The organism is Crateriforma conspicua, assembly GCF_007752935.1.
In the GTDB taxonomy this organism is placed as follows: domain Bacteria; phylum Planctomycetota; class Planctomycetia; order Pirellulales; family Pirellulaceae; genus Crateriforma; species Crateriforma conspicua.
This window is the reverse complement of sequence record NZ_CP036319.1, coordinates 3,780,511-3,806,260: the sequence shown is the minus strand read 5'-3', so window position 1 is coordinate 3,806,260 and position 25,750 is coordinate 3,780,511. Positions and strand designations below refer to the sequence as shown.

General features: G+C 58.0%; 4 protein-coding genes and 1 tRNA gene. 2 read left to right on the top strand and 3 right to left on the bottom strand.

The genetic code is table 11. The features are described from left to right. Nucleotides 1-1,493: 1,493 nt before the first annotated feature. Both Mal65_RS14035 and Mal65_RS26510 read right to left on the bottom strand, forming a co-directional pair. Nucleotides 1,494-2,234, bottom strand: coding sequence for a hypothetical protein (locus Mal65_RS14035; RefSeq protein WP_145298680.1), 741 nt, complete (start codon nt 2,232-2,234; stop codon nt 1,494-1,496). Continuing rightward, nucleotides 2,221-21,318, bottom strand: coding sequence for a beta-propeller fold lactonase family protein (locus Mal65_RS26510; RefSeq protein ID WP_165701268.1), 19,098 nt, complete (start codon nt 21,316-21,318; stop codon nt 2,221-2,223). The genes Mal65_RS14035 and Mal65_RS26510 overlap by 14 nt, the downstream gene beginning before the upstream one ends. Before the next feature lie 339 nt (nt 21,319-21,657). On the opposite strand from Mal65_RS26510, the gene Mal65_RS27380 reads away from it, so the two are divergent. Both Mal65_RS27380 and Mal65_RS14010 read left to right on the top strand, forming a co-directional pair. Further along, nucleotides 21,658-24,732 (top strand): protein kinase domain-containing protein, encoded by a 3,075-nt coding sequence (locus Mal65_RS27380; RefSeq protein ID WP_165701267.1) that lies wholly within the window; start codon nt 21,658-21,660, stop codon nt 24,730-24,732. 167 nt (nt 24,733-24,899) lie between these two features. Beyond that, on the top strand, nt 24,900-25,547 hold the full coding sequence (locus Mal65_RS14010; RefSeq protein ID WP_196784154.1) for an ECF-type sigma factor: 648 nt from the start codon (nt 24,900-24,902) through the stop codon (nt 25,545-25,547). A gap of 48 nt (nt 25,548-25,595) precedes the next feature. On the opposite strand, the gene Mal65_RS14005 is transcribed toward Mal65_RS14010, so the two are convergent. Continuing rightward, nucleotides 25,596-25,669 (bottom strand) — tRNA-Arg (locus Mal65_RS14005). Nucleotides 25,670-25,750: the final 81 nt, after the last annotated feature.

Below are 25,750 nucleotides of genomic sequence, written 5' to 3'. Positions count from 1 at the left end.
CGAGCATCGAGATCATTGTCCGTCCGATCAACAAGCCGAAAAGGACCTTCGTCCCCTCAAATCCGTTAGGGGTTTGTTGGTGGAGCTTCTTCGCTCCGCTCCGCGATCCGCCCTACATTGGGATTTGGCAATGCGAGCAATATCGGTGGTGCTTCGTCCCGTAGCTGGATGCGACAGCATTCAGGCTCCGCCCCCTCCCGTTGGTCCCGCACATCAGGTCCTGCTTCCCTACCAGCACCATCGTTAATGAGCGAGCAATCGACTTTGGTGTCTTCCATGTCCAATACGTCCCTCCGGACGTGCCAACCGCAGGCGATACCGAAACAAAGACGCCTGACCCCTTTCTCTTGTTGGAGCTTCTTCGCTCCGCTCCGCGATCCGCCCTACATTGGGATTTGGCAATGCGAGCAATATCGGTGGTGCTTCGTCCCGTAGCTGGATGCGACAGCATTCAGGCTCCGCCCCCTCCCGTTGGTCCCGCACATCAGGTCCTGCTTCCCTACCAGCACCATCGTTAATGAGCGAGCAATCGACTTTGGTGTCTTCCATGTCCAATACGTCCCTCCGGACGTGCCAACCGCAGGCGATACTGAAACAAAGACGCCTGACCCCTTTCTCTTGTTAGCGGGCTGGGCAACGCCTGTCGAGAAAATTGTTCTCTGGCCGGGGCGTTGTTTCTTTGGCAGAATGTCTCAAGGGCGTTTTTGCCGAGGTGGACACTTTCCAGCTGTCAACGGAAAGATAATACAAGGATGACGGATTTCGCGTGAATCGGCCACGCTTAAGACATCATGAACCTGCGTGGAATGGGAATTCTGAATGTCGCTGGACTCTGACCCTGCCGTTGTTCAGCATCGCAAATTGTCTTTGGGTGCTCCATGGAGCACCCAAAGCACCTCCACTGTGTAAATCCCGGTTATGTAGATAACTCGCTACATGGGTATTTATGAACCGCCAGATGGCATTTGGCGTTTCGGCTCATTAAGCTCAGACGTTTCGACAGCCAGAAAGAAGCGTTCCGGTATTTCTGAGAACAGGACCTACTTAACATTTCAGATAGAGTTGTCAGCGGGCACCTCAATGGGGTTCTTCCTCACTCTTGGTGATCCCGATGGCGGTAGCTTCTTTTGCACCAACGAGTTACGTCAGATTCCCCAGGTGCCGTCAATAGCAACTCAGCGCAGTTCGCAACTCGTTGGAGAATCTCGGTTTACGAAACAGAGCACGGACTGGCTTCACCAAGAGTGCGACAAGACAAAGGGGTCAGGCGTCTTTGTTTCGGTAACGCCTGCGGTTGGCACGTCCGGGGAAAGCTAAAGGGGACGGGGGTGAATGGCACGAACTTAGGACCTAAGCTGCCGTGGCGTAACGGTTTCGGTTCGGATCACGGGGGTTTTTGCATGAGCTTGTATTGTTTGGCGCGACGTTTCAATTCTCTGGGCTCCTGACGCCCTGGTCGGTTTCCCACAGGCAAAGTTAAGGGGACGGAGGTCTTAGTTCGTCGAGGCACCCTCATAGGTTACAGGAGGCGGTTTTTGGATGTGACGAATTCGCCGGATGGTGACAACGGTTCCAAGTGCCAAGAACAGAGCGGAGCCGGGTTCGGGGACCGAGGTCACCTGCAGAGTGATCTGAGGGAGACTGTTTGGACCACCGATGGGGTTGCCTTCAAAGATCGCGTCATCCAACGAGAATGAGAAGTCTAGGTTGTCGAGCGCAAAGTCCTCCAAGAAAGGATCAAAATCTTCAAGCTGCAGGGCGGTGGTTCCGGGGCGATTCAAAGTGACAATGAAGGACCCCAGTTTGACTGCATCGCCTTTGGCACCGCCGGCAAACGCTAAACGGTCGCCTGCGATGATGAAACTGTTTGCAGACTCTCGCATTGTCCTTGTGAATGTTTCGCCGAATAGGTCTGCGTTGCTCGTGATGGCTGACACAGAAATGACGTCGCTGTTGTGTCGCAGTCGAGTAGCGAACGAGAATAATCCATCAGTCCCGAGGCGTGTTTCCGCACCGGTTTGTCGCAGGAAGAGTTCGACAGGGATTGGTTGACCGATCTGTACTCGAACGGTTTCGGTTGGCGTGGACTGCCCGGCGAGTGAAAGCCCTAGCACGAAATCGGCATTGGCAGAGCCGAGGGAGAGCAGGCTGACGGCCAAAGACAGGCCAACCTGAATGAAGCGAAACGGAGTCATACGAAATCCAAAGCAGGAGGTGGTGTTAAGGAGTGTCAAGGATCGTTCGATAGCGTCGTGCGAACTGCGCAAAGTCGCGATTGTCAACGGCGCCGTTCTGATCGACGTCAAAGTTGGCGTCGTAACCGGCCATCGTTTGAGTGCGACGATAGGTTCTGGCGAACGCGGCAAAATCGCGGTTGTCGACATCACGATCACCATCGATGTCGCCGAACATGGAGAAGAACAGGTCGGCTGCCTGGGCGCCGAAGACAAATTCGCCGCCGTCAACGCCGTCTCCATCTCCGTCCAGCCAGGTGGAAGTTCCCGCGCGACGGACTTTTCTCGGGTCCACCCGCAGTTCATAGTTGCCGTCGATCAGCGATCCACTGGCTCGGACCAGGTCACCGCTGAACGAGAGGGTGACCACGGTGTCGCCGTTGGCGTCGGCAGCACTGACGAACGTCGTCTGTACTGATCCGGAATCGTCACCATGTCGGATCACGGAAAAGGCGTCGTCGTCAATGTCGACGGCGCCGTCGAATTGCACGGTCAGATCACTAACGATCGATCGTTGTGGTGATTCACCCACCGACACTTTCATGACGTCAACAAGGTCGACCAGTTGAAGCAGGACGTGGTCGCTCCGTTCGATCGCGTTCCAACCCATGCCTGCGGGGGCATCGGGAAGCATGTCGATTTGAAAATCAGCGGGAGCAACGTTGACTCGGGCGGATTCCACGCCGTCGAATTCGATCAGCTCGCGACGCTGTGGCAGCGGATTGCCAGTTTCCAGATCCCACCACGTCAGTCCGTTTCGAGTCGCGGCCACCATTTGATTGCCGCCCAGCAATTCAATGTCCTGCGGAAAGTCAAAAGCGGCGTCTTGGAAAAGGTCCTGTTCGATCGATTGAAGGAACGTCAGGTCACCGGATGCCGGGTCACGCTGATAGACCGAAATGGTTCCGTAGTCAGTGCTGCTGAAGACGGCGTGTCGTCCGTCGCGCGTGATCCGCATCTGTGAGGGATGAAGCTGCGACGGATAGTCCTGGGAAGAAAGGTCGATGGACTGGGTGAATTCCAACCAGTCGTTTTCGGTGTCGCGACGATAAACGTCGACACGATTCTCGTACGTTGCCACAACGTAGACGAAAGCTCGTTCAGAGCTGACGGCGATCGTTTTTGGACCCGAAATGGGTGCGGGGCGGTTAGTGTCCGTGACCGTTACCGAACGAGTGATAGGGAAACCTTGGTCGAAGGTCCCGGCCACGCTATTGGTGGCTTCGATCCGCCGGCCGCGTTCGGTTTCAATTTCCAAGGTCCACGACCGGAATGTCGAAGTGTCATTGATGAAAAACACACTTTCGTCATCGATCAAAGTTAGCGTCCAAGTTCCGCCAAACTCGATGGCGTCGAATTTGGACAATGATTCGATTGGTCGATAGACACCCGCCCCATTGTAGTTAGCGATGCTTGTGACGGCTTCGTCGTCCAAGGTCAACGGCGCTGAATCGATCGACCCACCGACGTCGGCGTATAGCTGCACCATTGTTCCGTCGGGTGCGGACAAGAAGACGTCCAGTTCGTCCATGTTGTTCTGCTGGACATCGATCGATACGTTCACGTCGGCGATTCTGTCATAGCCCAGGCCATCGGTCAGGCTTTCCAGGGCACCATTCTGGGACCTTGTCCAATACAACGCACTGACCCAATCCCCTTGAGCGATTTGGTCGTAGTTGCCCAAATCCACTGGGATTCCGATCGCACGAACCTGACCATCGGGAAGCGGTTCGAATTTGCGGATGCTTGTCGGGCCGGCCACCCAGAAGTTTCGTCCTGAGACGTTCAGTATTCGATTCGGCCCGCGGCCTATGTCGGCTGATACGGTTTGTGCCCAAGTCAGATTTCCTGATGTGTCGCGATCGAAAATCGTCACGGTGCCATTGGTGAAATCACCGACCATGACGACATCGCCCGCGTTACTGATCTGGACATCACTGGGCGCTGCGATTCCCGTCATGCCGTCTTGGCCGTTGACCAGTTGCTGGCGTTCGGTTTGATCGGCGTTGAAGACGGTCAAGCGACCTGCCGCCGTATTGATCGCGTAGATGTTTTGACCGTCGGTGCTGGCCGCGATCGCATCGAATCCTGCGATGACAGTGTCTGGCGAATCCACGGCGCCACGCAGGTAGGCGACACCGCCGCTGGGCAGTTCCAGATCGTCGATGCGGGTGTATTGCCCGGCGACACTGGCGGTCACACGAATGGGCGTTTCGGGAATCAACATTGCCCAAACTTGGCCACCACCCAGGGCGGTCAACGCATGTCCGCCGCCGGTTCCAGTTCCCGGAGTGCCGCCAAACTGTTGATTGACGGCGACGCCCCCCGTTGAAAGCGGACGCGCAAAGGTTGGGGCTTCATCGTCAACGATCACTCCCAGCTCCGGTGCATCGATCGGCAACGCTGTCAGGTTAGCGAATACCAGGACGTCGTAACCCGCATAGACTTCACTGGTCGACGCAACATTGTCGGTGTCCAGCGAGTCCAAACGCATCACGGCAACCACCGCGTCGGGGTTGCCGGGCGTATCGACGTCGGGCAAGTCAGCCGACGTCACCTGGTCCAAGACGCCGAACGCGTCGGCGCCACCGATCAAGTCGGTCAGACGGGGTACGTGGGGCGAACCGTCGACAAAGGGGTTCTGGTTCAGCAGCGAAGCCGGCAACCGACCTTCCGGCATCGTCAACACGTCGCCGCTGGAATCGACCAGCGGACTTGCACCACCGGCGATTGCTTCCAGTCCGGCATGAGCACCGACGATCAGGCGACCGTCGTCTCCGGCTTGGCTTTGCTGATCAACACCGTTTCCGCCGCGGGCGTCGACCTGCAGAGCATTCGTACCGGAGATCACGTTTGCGACGAACTTGACACTGCCCGCGGCACCACCGGCGCCGGCGGCACCCAAGCCTCCTTCGCCGCCGTCCGCACCCACGGCACCCGGCATTCCGTCGCTTCCTTGACCGCCCCGACCGGCGGCACGACCGCTTCCTTGTTGACCGGAAGATCCCGACAGACCGGGTGACGGATACGATTTGACGTTACCGCCGTCGGTTCGACCTTCGTCCAGACGCGATGGGTCGGCCGGGGCGGCATCACCGCCCGAGACGTCCACCATGACTGCGGTTTCGTTGCTATTGTCGGATCGATCACCCGCGAATCGGATGCGACCGACGCTGGTGATTTCAAAGCCGCCGCCGCCACCGCCGCCGTTGCCTCCGTCGCCGCCTCGACCTCCGTCACCACCATCGCCTCCGGTGCCTCCGATACCGCCATAGCCACCGTTGCCACCGGACAGCGAAACGAGTGGCCCGAATGGCGACCGGAATTCAACAAGGGCACCGCCGCCGCCTCCGCCGCTACCGCCGGCACCACCACCGCCGCCGCCGCCACCGCTGCCGCCAGCACCACCGGCTCCACCACCGCCACCTTGCCCTCCGGAAATTTCGAACGGATTGTTCGGCGAAAAGCTGCCCGGATCGGCAATTGAACCAGCGCCGCCGTTGCTGCCGGGTAAACCGGGTCGCCCGGGGCCGACGCGGTAGCCAGCGCCGCCGTTCCCGCCCGAAGCGTTGTTCGAAGGATCACCGGAAAATCCGCCCGTTGCGTTGTATCCGCCGACGCCACCTTGTCCCAGCGTTCCGGGCACACCGATGTTGCCACCGTTTTCCGTGGCCACGTTGTTAATCCCCACCCCACCATCACCGCCGGAGGTTCCGGGCCGGCCGGCAGTTCCGAAACCGCCTGACTGGCCGCGTCCGCCACTATCGCCGCGTGTCGGCGCTGACGTCGAACAATCGAAGAACGAACACGAAAGCACTCGGCCGCCGGTGCCGCCTGAACCCCGGGTTCCCCGAAGGCCGCCCAGACCGCCATCGCCGCCGTCACCACCCTGTCCGCCAAGGCCTCCTGCACCGCCGCCTGGTCCGGGTGTTTGACCATCCGCAGCAAAGTCGAACACGACATCGTCACCGATGATGGTGTCTGCGGCGACAAAGAATCGAACGCCTCGCGAACGATCCCCGACCACGGTGACCCGAGACTCATCGGGCAAGTGAAGGTCACCGGCAAATCGGAACTCCGCGATGCTTCCGTCCGCGATCCAGTCCGCCGTGAACGTCGTCCCGTTGAACTGACCACCGCTGGCGACGCCATTGATGGTCAGCGTTTGCGTGTCGAGCTCAACGAGACCGGCGGAGGCTTCCGGAGGAAGTTCCGGGCCCAGCGGTTGGCCCGCACTTTCCGGATACGCCAACAGCGAAAGATTGTCCAGCATGACCGGCGCCGGCGAATCGATCACCACTGCCAAGCGACGAAGCGTCCGAAAGCGATCGTCCAGATCGATTCGCAGGACGTCCGATCCGGCAACGACCGAAAATGCCTGTTCGACGATTTCGCCGTTCAGCGTGTCGCCGATCAAGCGAAACGCACCGGCGGTTGACGTGCGCAACACGTCGATGCTGAACAGCGCGAACCCGGTATCGACCAGTGGTGCCAGCGTGGCCTCACCGCTCAGCGAAACCGCACGGCTGGACTGTTCAGCCGGCTGCAACGTCCCATCTTTGCTGATCAGTTCAAAACCGTCTTCCACGTGACGTGGTGATTCCATCGTGAAGTGATCAAAGCCCATGTGTCGGGCAAAGCCGCGAGACCTTGTTTGCACCGGCCCGGTCACAACGCCGGTGCCACTGGCGACAAAGAACTTGGATCCGTCGATCGATGTCGCCGAAGCCGTGTCAACGGTCAGGCTGTCGTGCATCGAACCCGTGCGCAGTTCGACGTGATCAACATCCAGGGTTTCGACAATCTCCGCCGAGACCAGGTCGCCGGATGTCAGCGGTTTGGTGGCGCTTAGGGTTCCCCCGGCATCGACAACCCATTGGGTCGGCGACTGCGCCATGGAATCATCGACCACCAGACGTGCCAGTGTCAGACGCGGCGGATGGACCGGCGGGGTGTCGGCGAATTCGCCCACCAACAGCGTGGCAAGGTCATCACCTTTGAAGCTGGAAAAACTGGCATCCCATCCGGCCCAAGATTCGATCACAAGCGTGTCGTTGCCATCGCCTGTACCGGCAATCAAACGCATCGCCGGTGCATCGTGCCGGACATCGCTGCCAAGAGTCAGGTGGGTGTCACCGTTGCCCAAAGCGAACACGGTAAAGAAGATGTCATCCAGCGTGACGGTATGCTCGCTAGCAGTGGTATCCTCGGTGGCTTCTTGTCGCCAGCTGATGGAGGCATCACGCCCGGGCCCGGCGGTTCGCCATATCCGTCCGTCGGTGATGTCCGCATCAACATCCTGCAAATACAGACGCACTTCGGCTTCGTCGTCCCCACCGTGAACCGTCAAGGATCGTTTGACTTCATAGACATTGATCTCCTCGGCACCCGCACCAAGTTCCAAGGTCAAGTTTTCGGGTGAAGCGTACACCTGAACGTTTTCGCGAACGTCCGATGCAATGAAGCGGACGTCGTCGATACCGGCAAATCGAAGCGGGAAATCCAAGCCGAATCTGACTAGCGTGTTGTACTGTGTCGTGTCCAGAACGCGGATGGATTCGACGAATCGATTGGGAACGGAAAAACTGCGTGGCTCGATCAACACAAGGCGGATGTTGCTGATCTGGCCGGTCAGGCTGAATTCGGTTTCCAGTTCGAAGGCAAGCGAATCGCTGCCCAGACGAGGGTCGCCCATGGTCTGGGCGTTGCCGTCGGGATCCAGCTCGACCTGAAAGTTTTGTTCCGCGGCAAAAGTTTGCAGTGCTGCGTACGATGCGAACGCATGCACCGGAGTTCCCGGGTTGAGTGTGACGACGGTCGCGCCATCACGGTTGTCTGGGCGCATCATGTCGTCGATCAACCCGGGCTCTCGCAAACGGTCACGATTGCGAATCTCGTTCTTGACGACGTTGGCAAAGATGGTGGTCGACACCGCGTCGGGAATGACGGGCAACAGATAATCGACATCGGTCCTCAGTGACAAATCACGCAGCTCGATTGCATCGAACGCCCCGTAAGCCAATGACCCTTGTTGTTGCCGAAGTGTTTCGGTCACGCCGCTGTTGTTGATCACCAGTGACGTGGTGCCCAGTCCCGCACCGCTCAATCCGTCTATCGTCAGCGTGCCCTGGATCGGCGAAAGCAAATAACTGGCCGGCATCGTTTCTTGGATGACACGGCGTGGAACGACGACTTCCCGAGGCACCAGAAGGGGCGGTTGCGGTGTCCGCGTGGTGATGGTGCGGTACTTCGCCGGAACATGGATTCGGCGATAGATGGGGAACAGCTTGAAGATTGGGATCGCGTAGCCGACGATCTTGCTGTAGCTATAAGCCGGACGCACCAGAACGCGAGAGGTTGTGACGATATCCGGTTGGGCGATCGTCTCGATCTCGGTACGTGTCGATTCGGGAATGACCACGTCCAGGGTCTGTGAATCGCCGCCGACATGAACCACATCATCGCCGCTGCCCGGATTGATTTGCAGATCCAATTCCGGCAGCGTTGAATTGATATAGATTTCATCATCACCGGCACCGGTCAGCAAAATCAGGCGTTCGACGTTCACGACCTCTTCCAGGATCAAACCCGCGCCATAGATCCGCTGGACGGGCACCATCTGGGCAATCCCGTCGACGACCTGTTCCACCATTTCGACATAGACGATGAACTTGTCGCCCGCCGGTGTTCCGACGATGACCAGCGTGTCGATTCCGGCACCCCCGTTGATCTTCACCGGGGCGTTTTCGACGTAAGACAGAATGTCTCGTTCGCCTTCGGCCGAGTTGACGACGATCTGTCCCAGTGCCACCGGTTGGCTCTCATCTGCATCGACACGCTGAAGATGGGCGTAAAGAAAGAAGGTGTCGTCGCCGTCTTCGCCGTACAGATTGATCGGTGCGACGTTGTGATTGACTTCGAAATAGTCGCTGCCGCTGCCACCGAAGAAGGATGCGGGATAGGAAACGCCATTGGTGATATCTTCGACGACTTCGAACCCACCCACCATGGCGGTTGCTCGGACGCTGCCGATAAAGAACCGGTCGGCGCCGGAGTCACCACGCACCGACATTTCGACGCTGGTGTCATCGACAATGAACAGGTCGCTGCCCTGTAAACCGGACACCACCGGCAATTCGACACTTCCGTATTCCACACGCTGTGAATACAGATTGACCAGATCGGGATTCCGAACATTGATGTCGGTGGTGAAATCCGAAAGTGCCCCGAACAAATTTCCGGTGGACGAATCGTCAACGGCCAAAACCCTTTGGACATAACCGCTGCCAAATTGAAACGTATCGGCGCCACGTGTGCCGCGAACGTACAGCTGATCCAGTCCATCGCCCCCGGAATCGGCGATCGACACAACGGAGTCTTCGTCCGCGACCGCGCGAGCATCCAATGTGATCGTGAAGACATCTGCGGCGGCCCCGCCATCCAAAATGGCTTGGCCCGTGAAACCGATGACGTCAAATCGGTTGACGCTGATCGAAGGTTGATCGCCGCCACCGTCCGCGTCGAAGCCGCGTAATTCGATCAGCTCGAATACACCCGGCAGGGCGTCAATCGAACGCATGATTTCCTGACGTGGAAGCAACACGTTCCCGTCGGGCAAAAGATCGGTCCGCACGCGGATCATCGTCAGCGTGTCGTCGGTCAAGATGAAATCGCCGTCATGGCCTTCGACCAAAGTGTCCATGCCGGAAACGTCCAGGAAGGCATCGGACCCGAAACCGCCGGACACCAGATCGTCCCCTGGACCCGAATTCAAATGATCGTCAAACGGCGATCCGATCAGCGTGTCGTTGCCTTCGCCTGTGCGCAGATCCAACGTCAAACGATCCGCCTCCACGCCGGAGGCCTCCACGCGGTCGTGACCGTCCAAAGTTTCAATGACCAGTCGATCGCCGCCAGCACGTGACGAATTTGCCACGGAAAACGCGACGCTGTTCTCGATCGTCCCGTAGACGGTGACGTCGTTGCTTAGCACCGTAATCGTGTCGTCACCGCCTGTTCCCAAAATCGTTAGCACGTCGGCCGACGAATCGATTCCGTATTCCGGTGTGATGAAGACTTCTTCGATCGGATTTCTATCGGCATCAAGTTCCGGGTTCCCCGACGCGTCGACCACCGGAATTCGTTCCTGTCGTGAACGCTGGATCAAGCGAGATTCAAACTGGATGGGATCGCTTTCTGCATCGGGATCGGTCGACGTTTCATCGTCCCTGACTTGCCACAGCGGGTTGCCGTCGTTATCGGTGCGTCCGACTCCGTCGAATTGTTGCGCAAGAAAGGTGGTGCCGTCGGAATCGGTCACCGACTGAGTCAAAGGCAATCCGTCTGCGTCGTATAGATAGGTGCCACCGGGTTCAAGCAACTGTCTGCGAAACCTCGGCACGCTTTCGTCGCGTACTTCACCGTCGCTCATCTCTTGATGGCTGGGGACGGCCAATCGAACCTCACGGAACTCCGACCGCACTCGAGTCTCCACCTGTGTGAACTCGGGCAGTCCGTCGACCAAGACGGGATTGCCATCGATGTGCGACTGTGCCAGTACCGTCTCGCCGCTCGGCAAATCGGCTTCGACCAAGACCGGAATCCCGGCTTCGTCGAAAACATATTCGCCGGCGTCAAACGTCTGGCGATAGAACACCAGGTCGGCGGTAATGTTGGCGTCATAGTCGTCATCCGGCTCAAAGATCCGTGCGTTACCGATGTCATCCACCAAGACGGTTTCGTCGACCTTGATCGACTCCGTCAATACAACGGTTTGCAAGATCTCGCCCGTGCCGAAGTCGACATCCACGGCTTCCAGCGTCGTCATCGACACGTCGGAAACCGTCACCGCATCCGCACCGGCGTACAGCTGGATCTGGAGTCGGCCGAACTGACGCAGCAACAGTGATTCCACCGTTCCCGCCGATTCGAATCGCACGGTCACGTCATCGGGATTGGCCGACGATGGATCGACGAAGACCACGTCTCGGACCAAAGCGTCCAGGCCGCTGACGCGGATGGTGTCGATGTCTTCATAGATTAGGCCCTCGACCAGTTTTTCCGATTCGCCGCCTGCGATCGTCGCATCGACACCGTCGCCCACGGTCCATTCAAAGGTGTCTTCGCCGTCTTCGCCCAAAAGCGTGTCAATCCCTGGGCCGCCTTCGATCGTATCGTTTCCGGACTGTGCGTTGATGAAGTCCATTCCCGGTCCACCACGCAAGAAGTCACGCAGAAACTCCGGCTGGCCGCCATCGACGGGAACCAAGACGCCGGTGGAATCATCTGCCAAGTCACCAAAGATCAGGTCGTCGCCTTCACCGCCGTCAACGCGATCCTCACCCAGACCACCGACGATGCTGTCGCCTCCCGCGCCGCCACTGATCGCGTCGTCGCCGTCACCACCGTCCAGTCGGTCGTCACCGTCGCCGCCTTCGATCAGGTCATCGCCGTCACCGCCACGAATGATGTCCGGCCCGCCCATGCCGCCCAAAACGTCGTTGCCATCGCCACCGTCGATGGTGTCGATCGCATCGGATCCCATGATCGTGTCGTTGCCGGGATCGCCATAGATCTCGCGTGACATGGCAACGGTGGAGTTCACTTCGATCGTGTCGTTTCCCGCACCTCCATGGATCTCGATCCTGGGCGTCACGCCTTCGGCAACGATGTAGCGATCGTCGTTGGCGGTTCCTGGGATATAGATTGTCGCAACGGTGGCCGGGTCGAAGTATCGTCGACTGCCGCGCGATGTCACGATGATGCGATCGACCGGGTTGTTCACTCCGTCGTTGGGCGTCACGTCGATCGGTTCTTGTTCGATCAGATAAGATTCGCCTTGTCCGGCAGTCACGGATTCGCCGGGTCCCGGTTGGTAACGAACGGTGACGACATCGCTGGACTGCGTGGCCACAATCGCCGACGGGTCGGGACAACTGAAGTTGAAATCGGCTAAGACGGAATTGAAGAAGTTCTTGCGAGCTTCGAACACGGTGATTTCGCCGAAGATCCCAAGATCCAGCCCGACCCAAAAGAACGCGTCCAGAAACGCCGATAGCTGGCCGTTGGTGTCAAACAGACAGCTTGCGCCCTGGTCCAAACGTTGGGCAATTTCTTGCAGACGCAACTTTCCGTCGACGACGTTTCCAGGCTGAAGTGGATCGGGAACATCGTTCAGATCAAAGCCGACCGACGCCCGGATTCCGCCTTCCACACCGGCTTCGACCAATCCCGCAATGCCGACCGATGCACCCGCGGTGATTGCACTGGTTAGTGAAACTTCGGGAATGTCGCTTCGAACCGCTCCGTTGCCGTCAAAGGAGACTTGGTCGTCGACAAAGAAGCCTTGGAAGATTCGGTCGGCCTCGTTGATCGCAAAATCGGTTTCGGACCATTCGCGAATTCCCGTCGTGTCGAAACCGAAAATAAAGTCGGTGTCGGCCGTCACGCGACCGCCCAACCGTGCGTTCAAGCCGGGAAAGATTGGAAAGGACTTGCGATACTGAAAGTTCAGATTCAGCCCCGGCATCTCATACTTGAACAGATCCACGTCTTTGCCCAACAGCAAGCCGAAGGCGGCTAGTGGATCGGTCAACAACGGGAATTGAAAGCTGCCTTTGGAAGTACCGATTCGATCGGTGACGCGCTTGGACTTTGGATCCGATGCACTTTCGGCTTGGGCCACGGTGTCGTTCGTGGTGCTATCCGCGATTTCGCCGCTGCCGCCCGAACGCACTTCGTCGCCGATGGTAAAGCTGCCAAAATCGATGACCGGTGAACCTTGGGACGGATCAAACGCATCGATGTCGTCGATAAATTCCACCAACCGGGTCACCGCTTCCACGCCACGTGCGACCGGTGCGAATTTCGTCGGCCCCAAAATGACTTTTGCGATGTCCAGCAAAGATGTTTGTGACGCACCCAATTGCCGCAGCAGCGGGATATCGTCGGTCAGCACTTCCACGATCGGCTTGACCGGATCGGTGACCTTCGATACTTCATCGACAATGGGGCCGACAAAGCCGGTGATGAATTGGCCCAGGTCCATTTGAACGTCGGCAAATTCAACGATCGGTGATCCGCCGAAGTCAGCCGAAGATCCGCCGGCGCCAAATTCCACCTGCGCGAACAGTTGATCGTAGTGGATCGTCGTGGTGATCTCCGGCAGTTGCAGGCCCCCGGAATCGGGAAACGAAACACGTCCCGCGATGTCCACGTTCGCGTCCGCGGAAAGCCGGGCTTGAACACCCAGCGAATCGCCGCGCAGCGGTGCCCAACGTCCGTTGCCATCGCCGTCCTGCAGATCAATCTCGAACGACCCGCGTAAACCACTCGCGTCGTCGTCGTCGATGACTTCATCCAGATCGACCTTCAGAAACCCCAACTGCCCTTCCACCGAGGTTCCCGGTTGCAAGGTCGCGGACAAGTCCAACGAGAACTCTGCACCGCTTTCGGTCACGCCCTCGGTGTCGACGAAGAACCAATCGGAACTGGACAACCCAAACCCGAGACCAAAGACATAGTCCATCGCGATCGTGACAGCGCTGCCATCGTCCGACTTCAGCCCCAGGCCGGGAACACTTGCATCGAAGTCAAGGGGGACGGTGAATGGCTCGAACACGTTGCCCGATAGCACAATGTTGAACTGAGCGGCACCGTCGTCGATGCGAATCCCGATGTCTTCGGGCGTTTGGATGTCTTTCAACAGCAGGCGTCCTTCGGCGTCAAACTGTGGTCGGCCTGCCGCATCCAAGTCGGGAACTTTCAATGCATTGTTTCCCAACCGACTGACCAAGGCGTGCAATTCACGCTGGACCAAATCAATCACGCTTTCATCGTTTCCGATCGCCGATTCGAGCGCCGCGCCCAAACGCGGGGCGTCTTCTGATCCGCCGTAGTAGTAGAACCCTTCCGCATTCGCCACCTCCTGCTTCACACCCAGCAGGTCGTCTTCCAAGGTGACCAGGAAATCGGCCGCAGATTTCAAACGATCACCGATCAGCGGCAACCCGAGTTCGTCAAACTTCGCCTGGATGTCCGATTGCAGACCGTCGAACATGCCCTCCAGACCGTCCAGCAAAGTCCGCGGATCATTCAACAGTGCCGCGATCCCCATGAACTGTTCAACACCGGGACCGGAAAACTCGTAATCGAACTCCGCTCCGCTCAACGAAGCGTCTTCCACGGACAACGCGAGCGCCAGAACGTTGTCTGCGATTCCGTTGCCATCGGCGTCGGCTTCGGTGCCACCGACCGGAACCGTGTCGGTCAAATACAACGGCAACCGAACATCGATTCCACCATCGACGGTGATTTGCAGGTCACCGGCGTTGATGTCTTCGAGCGAATAGAAACCAGGTTCGTTTGGCTTCAAACCATACGCACCACGAACATCGATGTCTGCGGTCGCGTCCTTGATCTTGAAGCCGAAAGAACCAAGGTCACCCTCGCTCTGTCCAATCAGGTCATTCAAATCCAGTTGCACGTCCAAGGTAACGGGTTGCCCAAACGACGCAGCCGCCGATGCATAAACCTCCGATGTGTCGGCAAAGATGATCTGTGGGTCGGTGACATCGTTCAGATCGATTCCGAAACCCAGATCGACTCCCGCGGCACCCGAAACCGCCAGCTTCACCTGTCCATCTGCATCACCAAGTCGAACGTCCAGCGCCGCAAGATCAACCGTCACGCCGTCTAGCAATGGCGTGTTATCGACGAACGACTGGATGTCGTCCCGGAACAAAGCGTTCAAGTCGACTTCGAATGCAAACTCCGAATCCAGCAACGTTCGTTCGAATTCAAAATCCACCAGCAATTGGCTGTCGCGGTAGGTGATCGTGAATGGATCCAACGGCTGGCCAAACAAGTCGTTGACCGCCGCGTTCAAGTCATTCGATAGGGCACCCAGACTGCTGCCATCGCGAACACCCTCGATCGCATTCTTCAGCCCGATGATGAAACTCTCGGTTCCGTTGCCGAAAAGATCGATGGCACTCTTGTTCAACCCGGGGATCTTCTTCGCGATCAGACTGGCGTCGTCTCCTTCGGCATCCACCAACGCGTCCAAGCCCGCGATGATGCCGTCCAGAATCTGATCAAGGCTGACCCCACGCAAATCGAATAGTTGATCCAGATCGCCAAAGTCCAATTCGATGCTGTCGATCAGACTGTCCAGGCTGCCGATTCCCTCATCCAACGTTCGCTGAGCCCGCAACGCCATCGTGCCGGTGTCAAATCCGGAAAGTGAGCCGGCCAAAACCAGCGGCAGATCGATGTCGTAGTATGCACCGGCATCCAGCGTCGGCAGCAATTGCAACGGGTCGACCCGCCGACCCAATAAGTCGGCTTGGCTCAGACGAGCATCGGTTCCCAACGACATTTGCGCGCCGATATCAATGGATCCCTGTTCAATGCCCAGGCCGAACGGGCCGAGCGAAACGGACACATCAAGCGGGTCATCGCCACTGGTCGCCTGGAAAGATGCAACCAACGTCGGCGCGTCGACGTAGAAGTTCCCTTGCGGATCGATTCCGAAAATGAAATTCAGGTCGATCCCACCGTCCAACTGAATCACCGGCGGCGCGTTCGAGTCGACCGACAAACCGAGATCGGCGGCGGACAAACCGGCAAGCTCGATTTGTGACAGATCTAAAGCGATCGAATCGCTGAAGTCCAAAGAAGTCAGATCAACACTGCCGACAAACGCAACGGAGTTGCTTGCGGGTGCAAAGGAGACGTTGTCTTGTGCGGCCAAGTCCAGCGTCGTGATCAACGTGTCGCCATCGATGTCGCCGCCGGGACCAAACACCGACGCGACATTGTCGATAACGCCGCTTTGCAGTTCGCTCGCCAACGTCGTCACGCTGCCGGATTCGATGTTCATCAGGCTGGCCAGCGACACATCGCCGACAAACGGGATCGTAACGCCGGTACCGAGCAATTCATCCAACCGGGTTCCCAGATCTGCGACCCAGTCGGCGAAGGCATCCAGGCCTTCTCCCAACTTGGATTGGTCCGATGAATCCACGCTGATGACGCTGATGGACGCAGCCGCCGGAAGCGACAGACGCTGGCCGATCGCGATGGTGTCTTGCATCACCTCGATCAGGCTGCCCGAACCGTCCACGGTGTCGTGCCCCAACCCCAGCGTGTGGCCAATCTCGTGCATGACGACCGACAGCAAGTCGATCTGATCCGCCGGTACAGTTTCGTCGGTCGCGGGATCCGGATCGACATACCACGTGTTCCCGGCCGCGGTCGGATCCAACAAAATCGATCCGTCCGCAAGCGTTCTTGCGATTTCATTGCCTGGCAAGTGACCGAAAACCAATGTCGGCGCCGCGATGGTGGGGGTCGCGGTGTTGGCACCGATGATCTGAACGTTCGCTGATTGCCATCGCGAAACCGCTTCGGCAACCACCGCGTCGATCGCCGGCGTGCTGTTGTCAATCGCTCCGGTCGGCAAACCTGAAAGAACGATCGGCGTGTCGTTCAGGTCGCCGCTGGCCAGTTCGACGCCCGTCGGCACCGTACGTTGGATCTCGCCTGGATCCAGCGTATCACCGATCAGATTTGACTGGTTCCAACCCAATCGCTGAGTCAACTCATGGATCACCACGCCCAACAAATCAACGCGGTCGGCGGGTGGATTGGACGCCGGGTCGACATGCCAGCCATGATCACCGGCGGTTGTGTCGATCAGAATGTCGCCCGAAAGAATTCGAGTGGAAAGCTGCGTACCGGGCAGATCAATGATGCGGAACGTCAACGTGTCTTCGTCCAGACGTGTCACCGACAAATCATCGACCAAACGCTTCGCACCGTTGTCGGACGTTGCCACTGACAGTGTTCGCGTGTCCGTGCTTCCGTCTCGATTGGCGACGGTGAACGAAGCTCCATCGAACGCATCGAAAGCCGCGGAAACGACGGATCTCGGAATGACGTCCAGTTTCAATCCCGCCGGAACCGAGGTCGTGACCAAGCTGTCCAGCGACAGCGTTTGTGCCGCCTTGGGCCATTGGTCTTTGGAATAGGCTCCGTTTCGATCGATGATTCGATAATCGTTGTCGGGTGACTCCAAGATTCGAATCTGATCCGTCCGTCCCTCAAAATTGATCTCTCGGTACAAGCCATCCAGACTCAGCCGGGTTTGCCACTGCCAGGACTCCGGCAATTCCGACAAATCAATGATGTCGTCGCCGCCTCCCGGAGTGATCTGGTCCACGCCCCAGCCCACTGCACCATCGACTTGGAAGACAAAGATCTCGTCTCGATCGGTACCGATGATCGTGTCGCTGCCTCGGCCAGACACAACGCGATTGATGTTGGTGGCCTGGTATTCGGTGCCCAATCTTGTGACGGTCGATGACGAAAGATCAACTGTCACGTCGGCCAGTTTTTGGGACGCGAACAGATCCAGCGTTGATGTCGATGTGCCGTCCAACTGTGTGCGGTCGTTCTGAACATCCAGGCCTGCGATGTCGTCGCCATCCCAGACATATTGAATGTCGCTGTTGCCGAACGCGAATGAGTCCTCGTGTGGGCTGCCGATGACTTTCGACACGCCGATCACGGCGATGTCGCCAAGGGTTTGATTGATCGGGTTGTCGCCAAAATCGACCAGGGTCGTCAGCCCGCCGAAACGATTGCCCGAGATTCCCGTGGCGCTGCCGGTTCCGGTTTGGGGCAAGCCGGGCAGAAAATTTCCGCCGGAAAGAATTGCACCGGACAAAATGCCCGTCGGTACGGGGAACGCATCCAAGAAATCAAGTCCAGGCAACCCCGCAAGATCGCCTGCTCCCGCGTCCACCGCGACGGCGGTGTCATAGTTGGAGTAGTCCAGCACGACGCTGCCGAGTGAACCAGCCGTGACCGTTCCACGCAATTCGGCTTCGCCATGCATCCGCACGGTCATTGTCCCGCCCTTCGGACCGACCAACGATTCAATGTCGGTCGCGAAGACCATGCTTCGGTCGGTGAACGCGGATACCGCAGTCAGCACACCGCCCGGGTCAAACTCGGACCGATCCACAAAATCACCGAGCGATTGATCCGTAACGACGATGTAGTTCGTGTCGACGCTCAGTGGCGGCTTGGGAACGTTGACATCGACAAGGTCCGGATGAGACTCGTTGAATTCGAAAGAAAGCCAATCCGGTTTTTCGTCGTAAACGTCGACCGTGATGGATCCGACCATCGCCGAGAAATCAAGCGTGTCCAGTGCTTCGGGAGCCGATTCACCTGCGACCACCAAGTCCGGGGGCTCCACCACGAACGACAGTCCCCAAAGGTTCGCATAGCGATAAGAATCAGCCCCGGTCAGTCCCGACAGAATGCTCACGCCAGGCCGCAACGCTTTCTGCTGGAAATCATTGTTGCCGAAGTCCCCTTGGATCAGATTCACCCCACTGCCAAAGGACACATCGCTGATCTTGCCGCTGATGGTGGATGACTCGAAGCGATACCGCGTGATCCCCGAAATCGTTTTCGCGATGTTGTCATTGAACAGTGACGTCGGATCTTCGGTGGCAAGATTGACGACCTCGACGTAGCTTCCAGGTGCGTTTCCCAATGGCCTGGTCAGATCAACGCGGTGCCCTGCGCGCAAACCTGTCGGCACCGCGTCCTCAGTGAATGGCACCCGAGTCCACTTGTTGGCTGCGGTAAACGTTACTCGTCCGGCAAACGTGACGTCGGGCGCGAACCGATAGCTGTTTTCATTGCGGCCGGTCACGATTTCCGTGTTCGCATCCAAGCCCTTGATCGTGATCGTGGGGGCGTTCAATCCGGGCAGATCGTCTCGGATCGCGTTGATCGGCGAGAACGTTCCCAGGTTGATGACTTTCAGCGTGTTGTCCGCTTGGAAATCAAACCGCAACCACTCGCTGACGCCTCCAAAGTCCAGGATCAGTTTTTCGCCGCTGCTGCGCCCCGTCGCATCGATCGTGGTGCTGGTCCACTGATTTCCGAAATAGAAAGTTTGCTGGCCCGATCCGGCTTTCAACGTTTCGATGTTGTTACCAATCAGCGAATTTGCCGGCGTGACGGTCAAGCGATCGCCGCCGTCGGAAAAGACGCCTGACCCCCTATCGCGGGATTGGCCGGCCACGGATTCGGTGTCGCGAGTGAAGCCGGCGGTGCCGACTTCGATGTGACGTCCCGCAAGGCTGTACGTTAGCGGTGCCGTGACGGCGGTGAAGTCCAGCGTTTTGTTGCGTGACGCCAGGCTGTTGGATTCCACAACGTCGGTGCCCCAACCATCGGCAAAGCGAAGGATGTCCGCCCCCGTGCCGGGATCGATGTGGTCGTCGCCCGGACCGCCGTCAATGTCATCGGCACCACTGCCCGCCGAGATATCGTCGTCACCCTCGCCGCCTTCGATGGTGTCATCGCCACGACCACCGCGTATCTGATCATTCCCTTCACCGCCGCGCAGCGTATCGTCGCCCGATCCGCCATCCAGATCGTCGTCGCCGCCCGCGCCGTCCAAGGTGTCTTGGCCGTCTTCGCCACGCAGATGATTCGGCGTTTTGTCGCCGACGATGTCGTCATCATTATCGCCGGCCTGGATGATCGCGATGTTCGTGACGGTGCCCAACACTCGAGGAAACAGTGCCGGATCCACGTTAAAGTCGTCTTCGACATCGCCGCGATAGGTCAGTGTGTTCTGCCCTGCCCCGCCATCCAAATCGCCCGCCAAGACGGCACCGTCATGGAAAACGAATTCGTCATCACCCGTCGATCCGATGATCTGTGCGACATGGTCGAACTGGACTTGCCGGCCATTGGCAAACGTCAACGTGACTTGATTGTGCCCCAAGAAGTCATCGACCGATCGAGCCGGCCGGACATCCACCGTCACACCAGTGGTCAAGGAGGAGAGATCAAGAGTGCTGGTAGGTGTTACTCCGGAAGCGATCGCTGCATCGACGACCAGCTTGGTTCGCGTCAGCGCACTGATCAGTCCATCGGTTCGCAGCTGATCGGCAAATCCGTTGTGCACGCGATACGTGTTGCCACCGCCGCCGGAAGCAATGATTTCGATTCGGTTACTGGCAAGCAGTTCTGAATCGAGACTTTCGACAAAGTACAACGGAACGCCTTGATCGCCGGGCTCCGGTGTAACGGCTGGTGGCAACCCCAAGTGGAAAGTCAGATCATCGGTGACGGCGGCGAAATCCAGGGTGTCGGTACCCTCGCCACTCCGCTCGACGACCTCATCTTCCAGTCCCCAACCATTGGCGAAGACGAAAATGTCATCGCCCAGGCCGCCGAATGCGGTGTCACTTCCGGTTCCACCGATCAGCGTGTCGTCGCCCGATCCGCCTCGCAAAACGTCGTCATCTTCGTCACCACGTAGAACGTCGTCCCCGCGGCCGCCGTCCAAAACATCGTTGCCCAGCCATCCCAGCAATTCGTCATCGCCGCGATCACCCAGCAGGTTGTCGCTTCCCCCTCGCCCGGACAACAAATCGTCGCCCTTTCCGCCACGGATGTCATCGTTCGATTCATCACCGACCAGCACGTCGTTGCCACGACCACCGATGATTTCGGTCACCCCGTTCAGGACCGTGAATTCGATTCCGGCGGATTGATAGGCGGGTGATTCCGAAAGATTGACATTGACCGCCTTCTTCACTCCGCCGGTGAACGTCGCGTTGGGGTCCAAAACGTTGGTCGTCGATGACAAAACGACCGATTGCGAATCCGGGTTGGTCAGGATTTGCCCCTGAACCAACTTCGCGCCCTTTTCGATGATGAAGACGTTTTCACCATCGCCGGGAACAAATCGCTCCACATGCTGGGCTTCCGCTTTCCAACCAGTAGCGGATGTCACGCTGACGCGATTCCGGGACTGGATTCGAAAGGTCAAATTGTCGCCGAATGCGCCGAAATCAAGGGTGTCCAGCGATCCCTCGACGGCCGCCGATTCGATAATCTTGGCTCCGTTCCAGTCGCCCGCGGTGAATACATAGGTTTGATTTCCGTCGGTGGGGCCGAACGTCTTTGCGTCCGGTCCCACGACCGCCAGCATCCGTCGCTCCTCCAACAGTTCCCCACACAGGCGGGCTCGTCGACGACGCAAGGTTTTTCTCGACACTCGTCGACGTCGGGCGGATGGTTCGTGTCGCGGCATGAATCAGGGCACCAGATACTGGTCGGACAAGCGTGATGCGACGGCCTGTGAGACTCCGTCGCCAGTAAGCTTGTGTAGAACTAGTCGTGAAACCCGCCAAACAGCCACCCTTTGTCTTGCCCGGTATACAGACACACCCATGGGGGCCTTCAAACAGCCGTGTCCAACGTCCCCGGCACCGGTGCATCGCGCTGAAACTTGAAGTTTGCTGGCGGGTAACGGTCTAGGATGACAACATGGAAACGGATTTCGCTTTCCTGCCGTTTCCTCATCTCCGTCATGCCGCCAATGCCACCCAACGCCGACGCGTTGTCGATCGAATCGCTGCGACGGATTGAGCAGTGGTGCAGTGAATACGAATCACTGCCTCAGCCGCAACGTATCCAGCAGTTTCTGCAGCTTGCCAGCGACCGCGAGCGACCGGCTTTGGCTCGAGAATTAGTGGGGCTGGACGCGGAACTGCGAGCCAGCCGAGGTGAAACGCCTCACGCCGAAGACTATCGGTCGCTTTGTGCCCAGCCCGGAATCGCGATCGACCATTCGGAACTTCGTGACTTGGTCCGCGGTCAGGTTCAAGTCGCAGAACCCAAACCGCTTTCCACACGCTATCGATTCATCCAGCGTATCGGTCGTGGCGGAAACGGTGACGTCTGGAAAGTCGAAGATTGGGTCGGCCAACGGACGCTGGCACTCAAGCTGTTGCGCGGTCCGCTGGAAAACAGCTCGGCTGCCACGCTGCGGATGAATCGCGAGGCGTTGCTGACCGGGCGGCTGCAGCATCCCGGCATTCCACCAATCTATGACCACGGTGTGCTGGAAGACGGCCGTCCCTTCTTCACCATGAAATTGGTCGGCGGAGAAACGTTCGCCGACATTCTGAAAAATAGATCTGATTCCAGCGATGAATTGACACGTTGCCTGGGCATCTTTGAACAGTTGGCTCAGACCGTCGCGTATGCACACGCTCAAGGCGTGATCCACCGCGATTTGAAACCTCAAAACGTCATGGTCGGCGCGTTCGGCGAAGTCCAAGTGATGGATTGGGGAATGGCAAAGCCGTCAGCCGAATCGACGCTGGAAACATCAACCACGCAACACGACTCGGATCGCCAACACTCGTCGCTGCAATCCGCCCAATCCGATGACGACACGACACCCCGCGTCAACGATGAATCCTGGGATGACTTGCAACAAAGTCTGACAGCCAACGGGGACGTTCTGGGCACACCTGCCTACATGTCGCCCGAACAAGCACGGGGCGAAATCAAAACGCTGGACGCGCGCAGCGACGTCTTTGCTTTGGGCGCGATTCTGTTCGAAATCTTAACGCGGCGAAGGTTACATCACGGATGCTCGGTGATCGAATCGCTTCAGCGGACGACGCTGGGGCAATTCGATTCGGCGCTTGCGACGCTGCACAACAGTGACGCTCATCCGGAATTGAAAACGCTTTGCGAAAATTGTCTTAGCACGGCCCCGGAATTGCGACCCGCCGACGCGGGCATCGTTTCCAACGCCATCACCGATCATCTGACCGGCGTGGAAAAACGTGCCCGCCTTGCTGAAATACAGCAGCGTGAAGCCAGCGTGCGCAGCAGTGAAGATCGCAAACGACGACAACTGCAAACGCGAACCGCATTGGTCGTGGCGGTGATTTCAATCATCGGCGCGGGCGTCGCCATCTGGCAGCGTCGTGAAGCCGTTCGCGCCGGCCAGGAGACTTCCGATGCGCTGGCGTTGGCGGACCAGAGGTTTGACGAGGCGCAATCGGTTGTGGATGAATTTCTGACTCGGGTTGCCGATGACAACGGTGTGTTGACTCGCACCGCCGGTGCACAGGCCATTCGTCGCGACCTGATGCAGAAAGCCGTCGACTATTACGAAGACTTGGAAGCCGGGTCGAAACAGACGCCGGAGTTTCGCTTCAAGATTGCCCAAACGCATCGACGTCTGGGCGAAGTGATGTATCTGCTTTCCCCCGGCGGTGAAAAGCTGGAACATCACGCCGATCAAGCCATCCGGATCTGCGAGCAATTGCTTGCCGATGACCCCGGTAATCCCACCTACCTCGCGTGCAAGACCGATGCCTATGCGTTGAAGGTCCGAGCGTTATCACAAAGCTGGCGCGACCAACAAGCTCTTCCGATTGCTCGATCGTCACGCGAACTGGCACGGACCTTGATGGACATTCGCGGGAACGACGATGATCACTTCCGTTACGCCACTCACACGGGGTTATTGGCACTGATCTATCACCGTTTGAAAGACCGTGACCCGTGCCAAACGCTGTTCCAGAAAGCGATCCAAATCGCCACGCCAATTCAACAAGCGAACCCGGACAACGGTGGGTATGCGACAAAACTCGCACGGATTCAATCCAACTATGGGGCGTATTGCGGTTGGGGACGCGGCCAATGGAAAGATTGCCGAAAACACTTCCAAATGGCGGTGGATCTGCAGGAACAGGCGGTCCAGCTACAGCCATCGCGAGTAGACTGGTGCCATGGCTTGGCCACGTTCCAGATGAATTTGGCGATGTCACTAACCCACACCGGCGACATCCCCCAAGCGGAATCCATGTTCCGCGATTCGATCCGGTCGCACGAAAAGGTGGTTCGCGAAAACCCGCTGGACGTTGATTCGCGATGGTCATTGGCGTTGATCTACGGAAACTTCGCAACCTTCTCGTTAACTCGCCTGAAAAACGCCGACGACTGTGAACAATTCCTGATCCTCTCGGCGGAACAATACAAGCGTTTGACGGACGAGCATCCCGATGTGGAGGTCTACATGGAATCGTACACCGACGCGCTTGAATCGCTGATCGATGTGCGAATTCGAATTGCAAACGCTCAATCCAGCCTAGACGTTCCGAATGATCCGACGATGGTTTTGCGGATTGCTCGCCCCGAACTTCAGCGGATGTTGAAACAGTGGTCTTTGTGGCTGGATGCCCACCCGGATTCGCAGAAATACCGCCGATCCATCGCCTATTGGTCGGCTCTATTGCCCGAAACGTCCCCGGACCTTCTGTTGAAATCGACGGATCATATTACCGGCGACCGAGCATCGCTCCGTCAGTTGGATTCCGAGTGGATCAACGCGCGTGCGTTGGCGCTGATCCGCTGTGATCGTCACACCGAAGCGATTGATTTGTTGAAAATGTGTGAAAGCCAAACGCCTTCTGCGGTTCGTTTGACGATCGAAGCCTTGGCCCGCGTAGACCAGGACCCGGATGCCGCAGTAGACTACTTGCGTCGTGCAAAGGCTTACAAATTCAAGGTCGGTCACACACGCTCCGATTACCGAATGCTGGCGGAACAGGCCGATGCAGTGATTGCGGAAGATCAGCGAGCTGAGTAATCGCTAGGCATTGTTTGCCCAACGCGACTGGGTCTTGGCGGTCCAGTCATTGGGGCAATGCAACAACCTTGGGCTAACTTGGGGCGTCGTTCGAATCATCCGGATTCAGAAAGGCATTTGTGCCAGCCGTCGTCTTCACCATCCCCCCAACGTTCGCTCTCTGCCACTTGTCCGACACGCACGACATCACCGCCATAATCCGTAGCGTCGAAGACGGCGATCCGGACGCCGCTGCGGAACTGTGGAGTCATTGCTTTCCACGTTTGCTGAACTACTGCCGCGGCCGCCTGCCAGAACACATGCGGCGCGTTCTGGACGAAGAAGACGTGGCATTGTCGGCATTCAAGAGTTTTTGCTTGGGCGCGGCCGGCGGTGCGTTTGGCGATATCAAGGGGCGCGACGAACTGTGGAAGTTGCTGTTTTGCATCGCCGGACGCAAGGCACAGGGCTACATTCGACACCAGAACCGTCAGAAACGTGGCGGCGGCAAAGTCGCCGGTGAATCCATCTTTAAATCGGATGACGATTCATCGGTGTCGCCCGGGATCGAACAAGTGGCCGATCAGACCCCGTGTCACGTCAGCAAGGCGCATTTCGTCAGCGATTGCGAAACTCTGTTCGACATGCTGGACGACCAGAAGCTGCAGATGGTGGCAATCCTTCGCATCGAAGGCTACAGCGTCGACGAAATCGCGGCGCGAATGGAATGCTCGCGGCGAAGCGTCGAGCGCCGATTGAATTTGATTCGCCGAATTTGGCAAAGCGCCTTTGACGATGCGGATCCACCGGAATCAAATCAACGCGGCGACGACTGAGTGAAAACGCGGTCAATTCATCTCACCGCAAAACTCTGCCCCAACCAGCACGCCCAGCAGGATTCGAACCTGCGACCGTCGGATTAGAAGTCCGATGCTCTATCCAGCTGAGCTATGGGCGCGACGCGTTTGTTTTGTGGCGACTACAACCGCACTACAACCAGCGGTAGAATTGGGCCAGCAAAACGCCCTGACTGACTCGG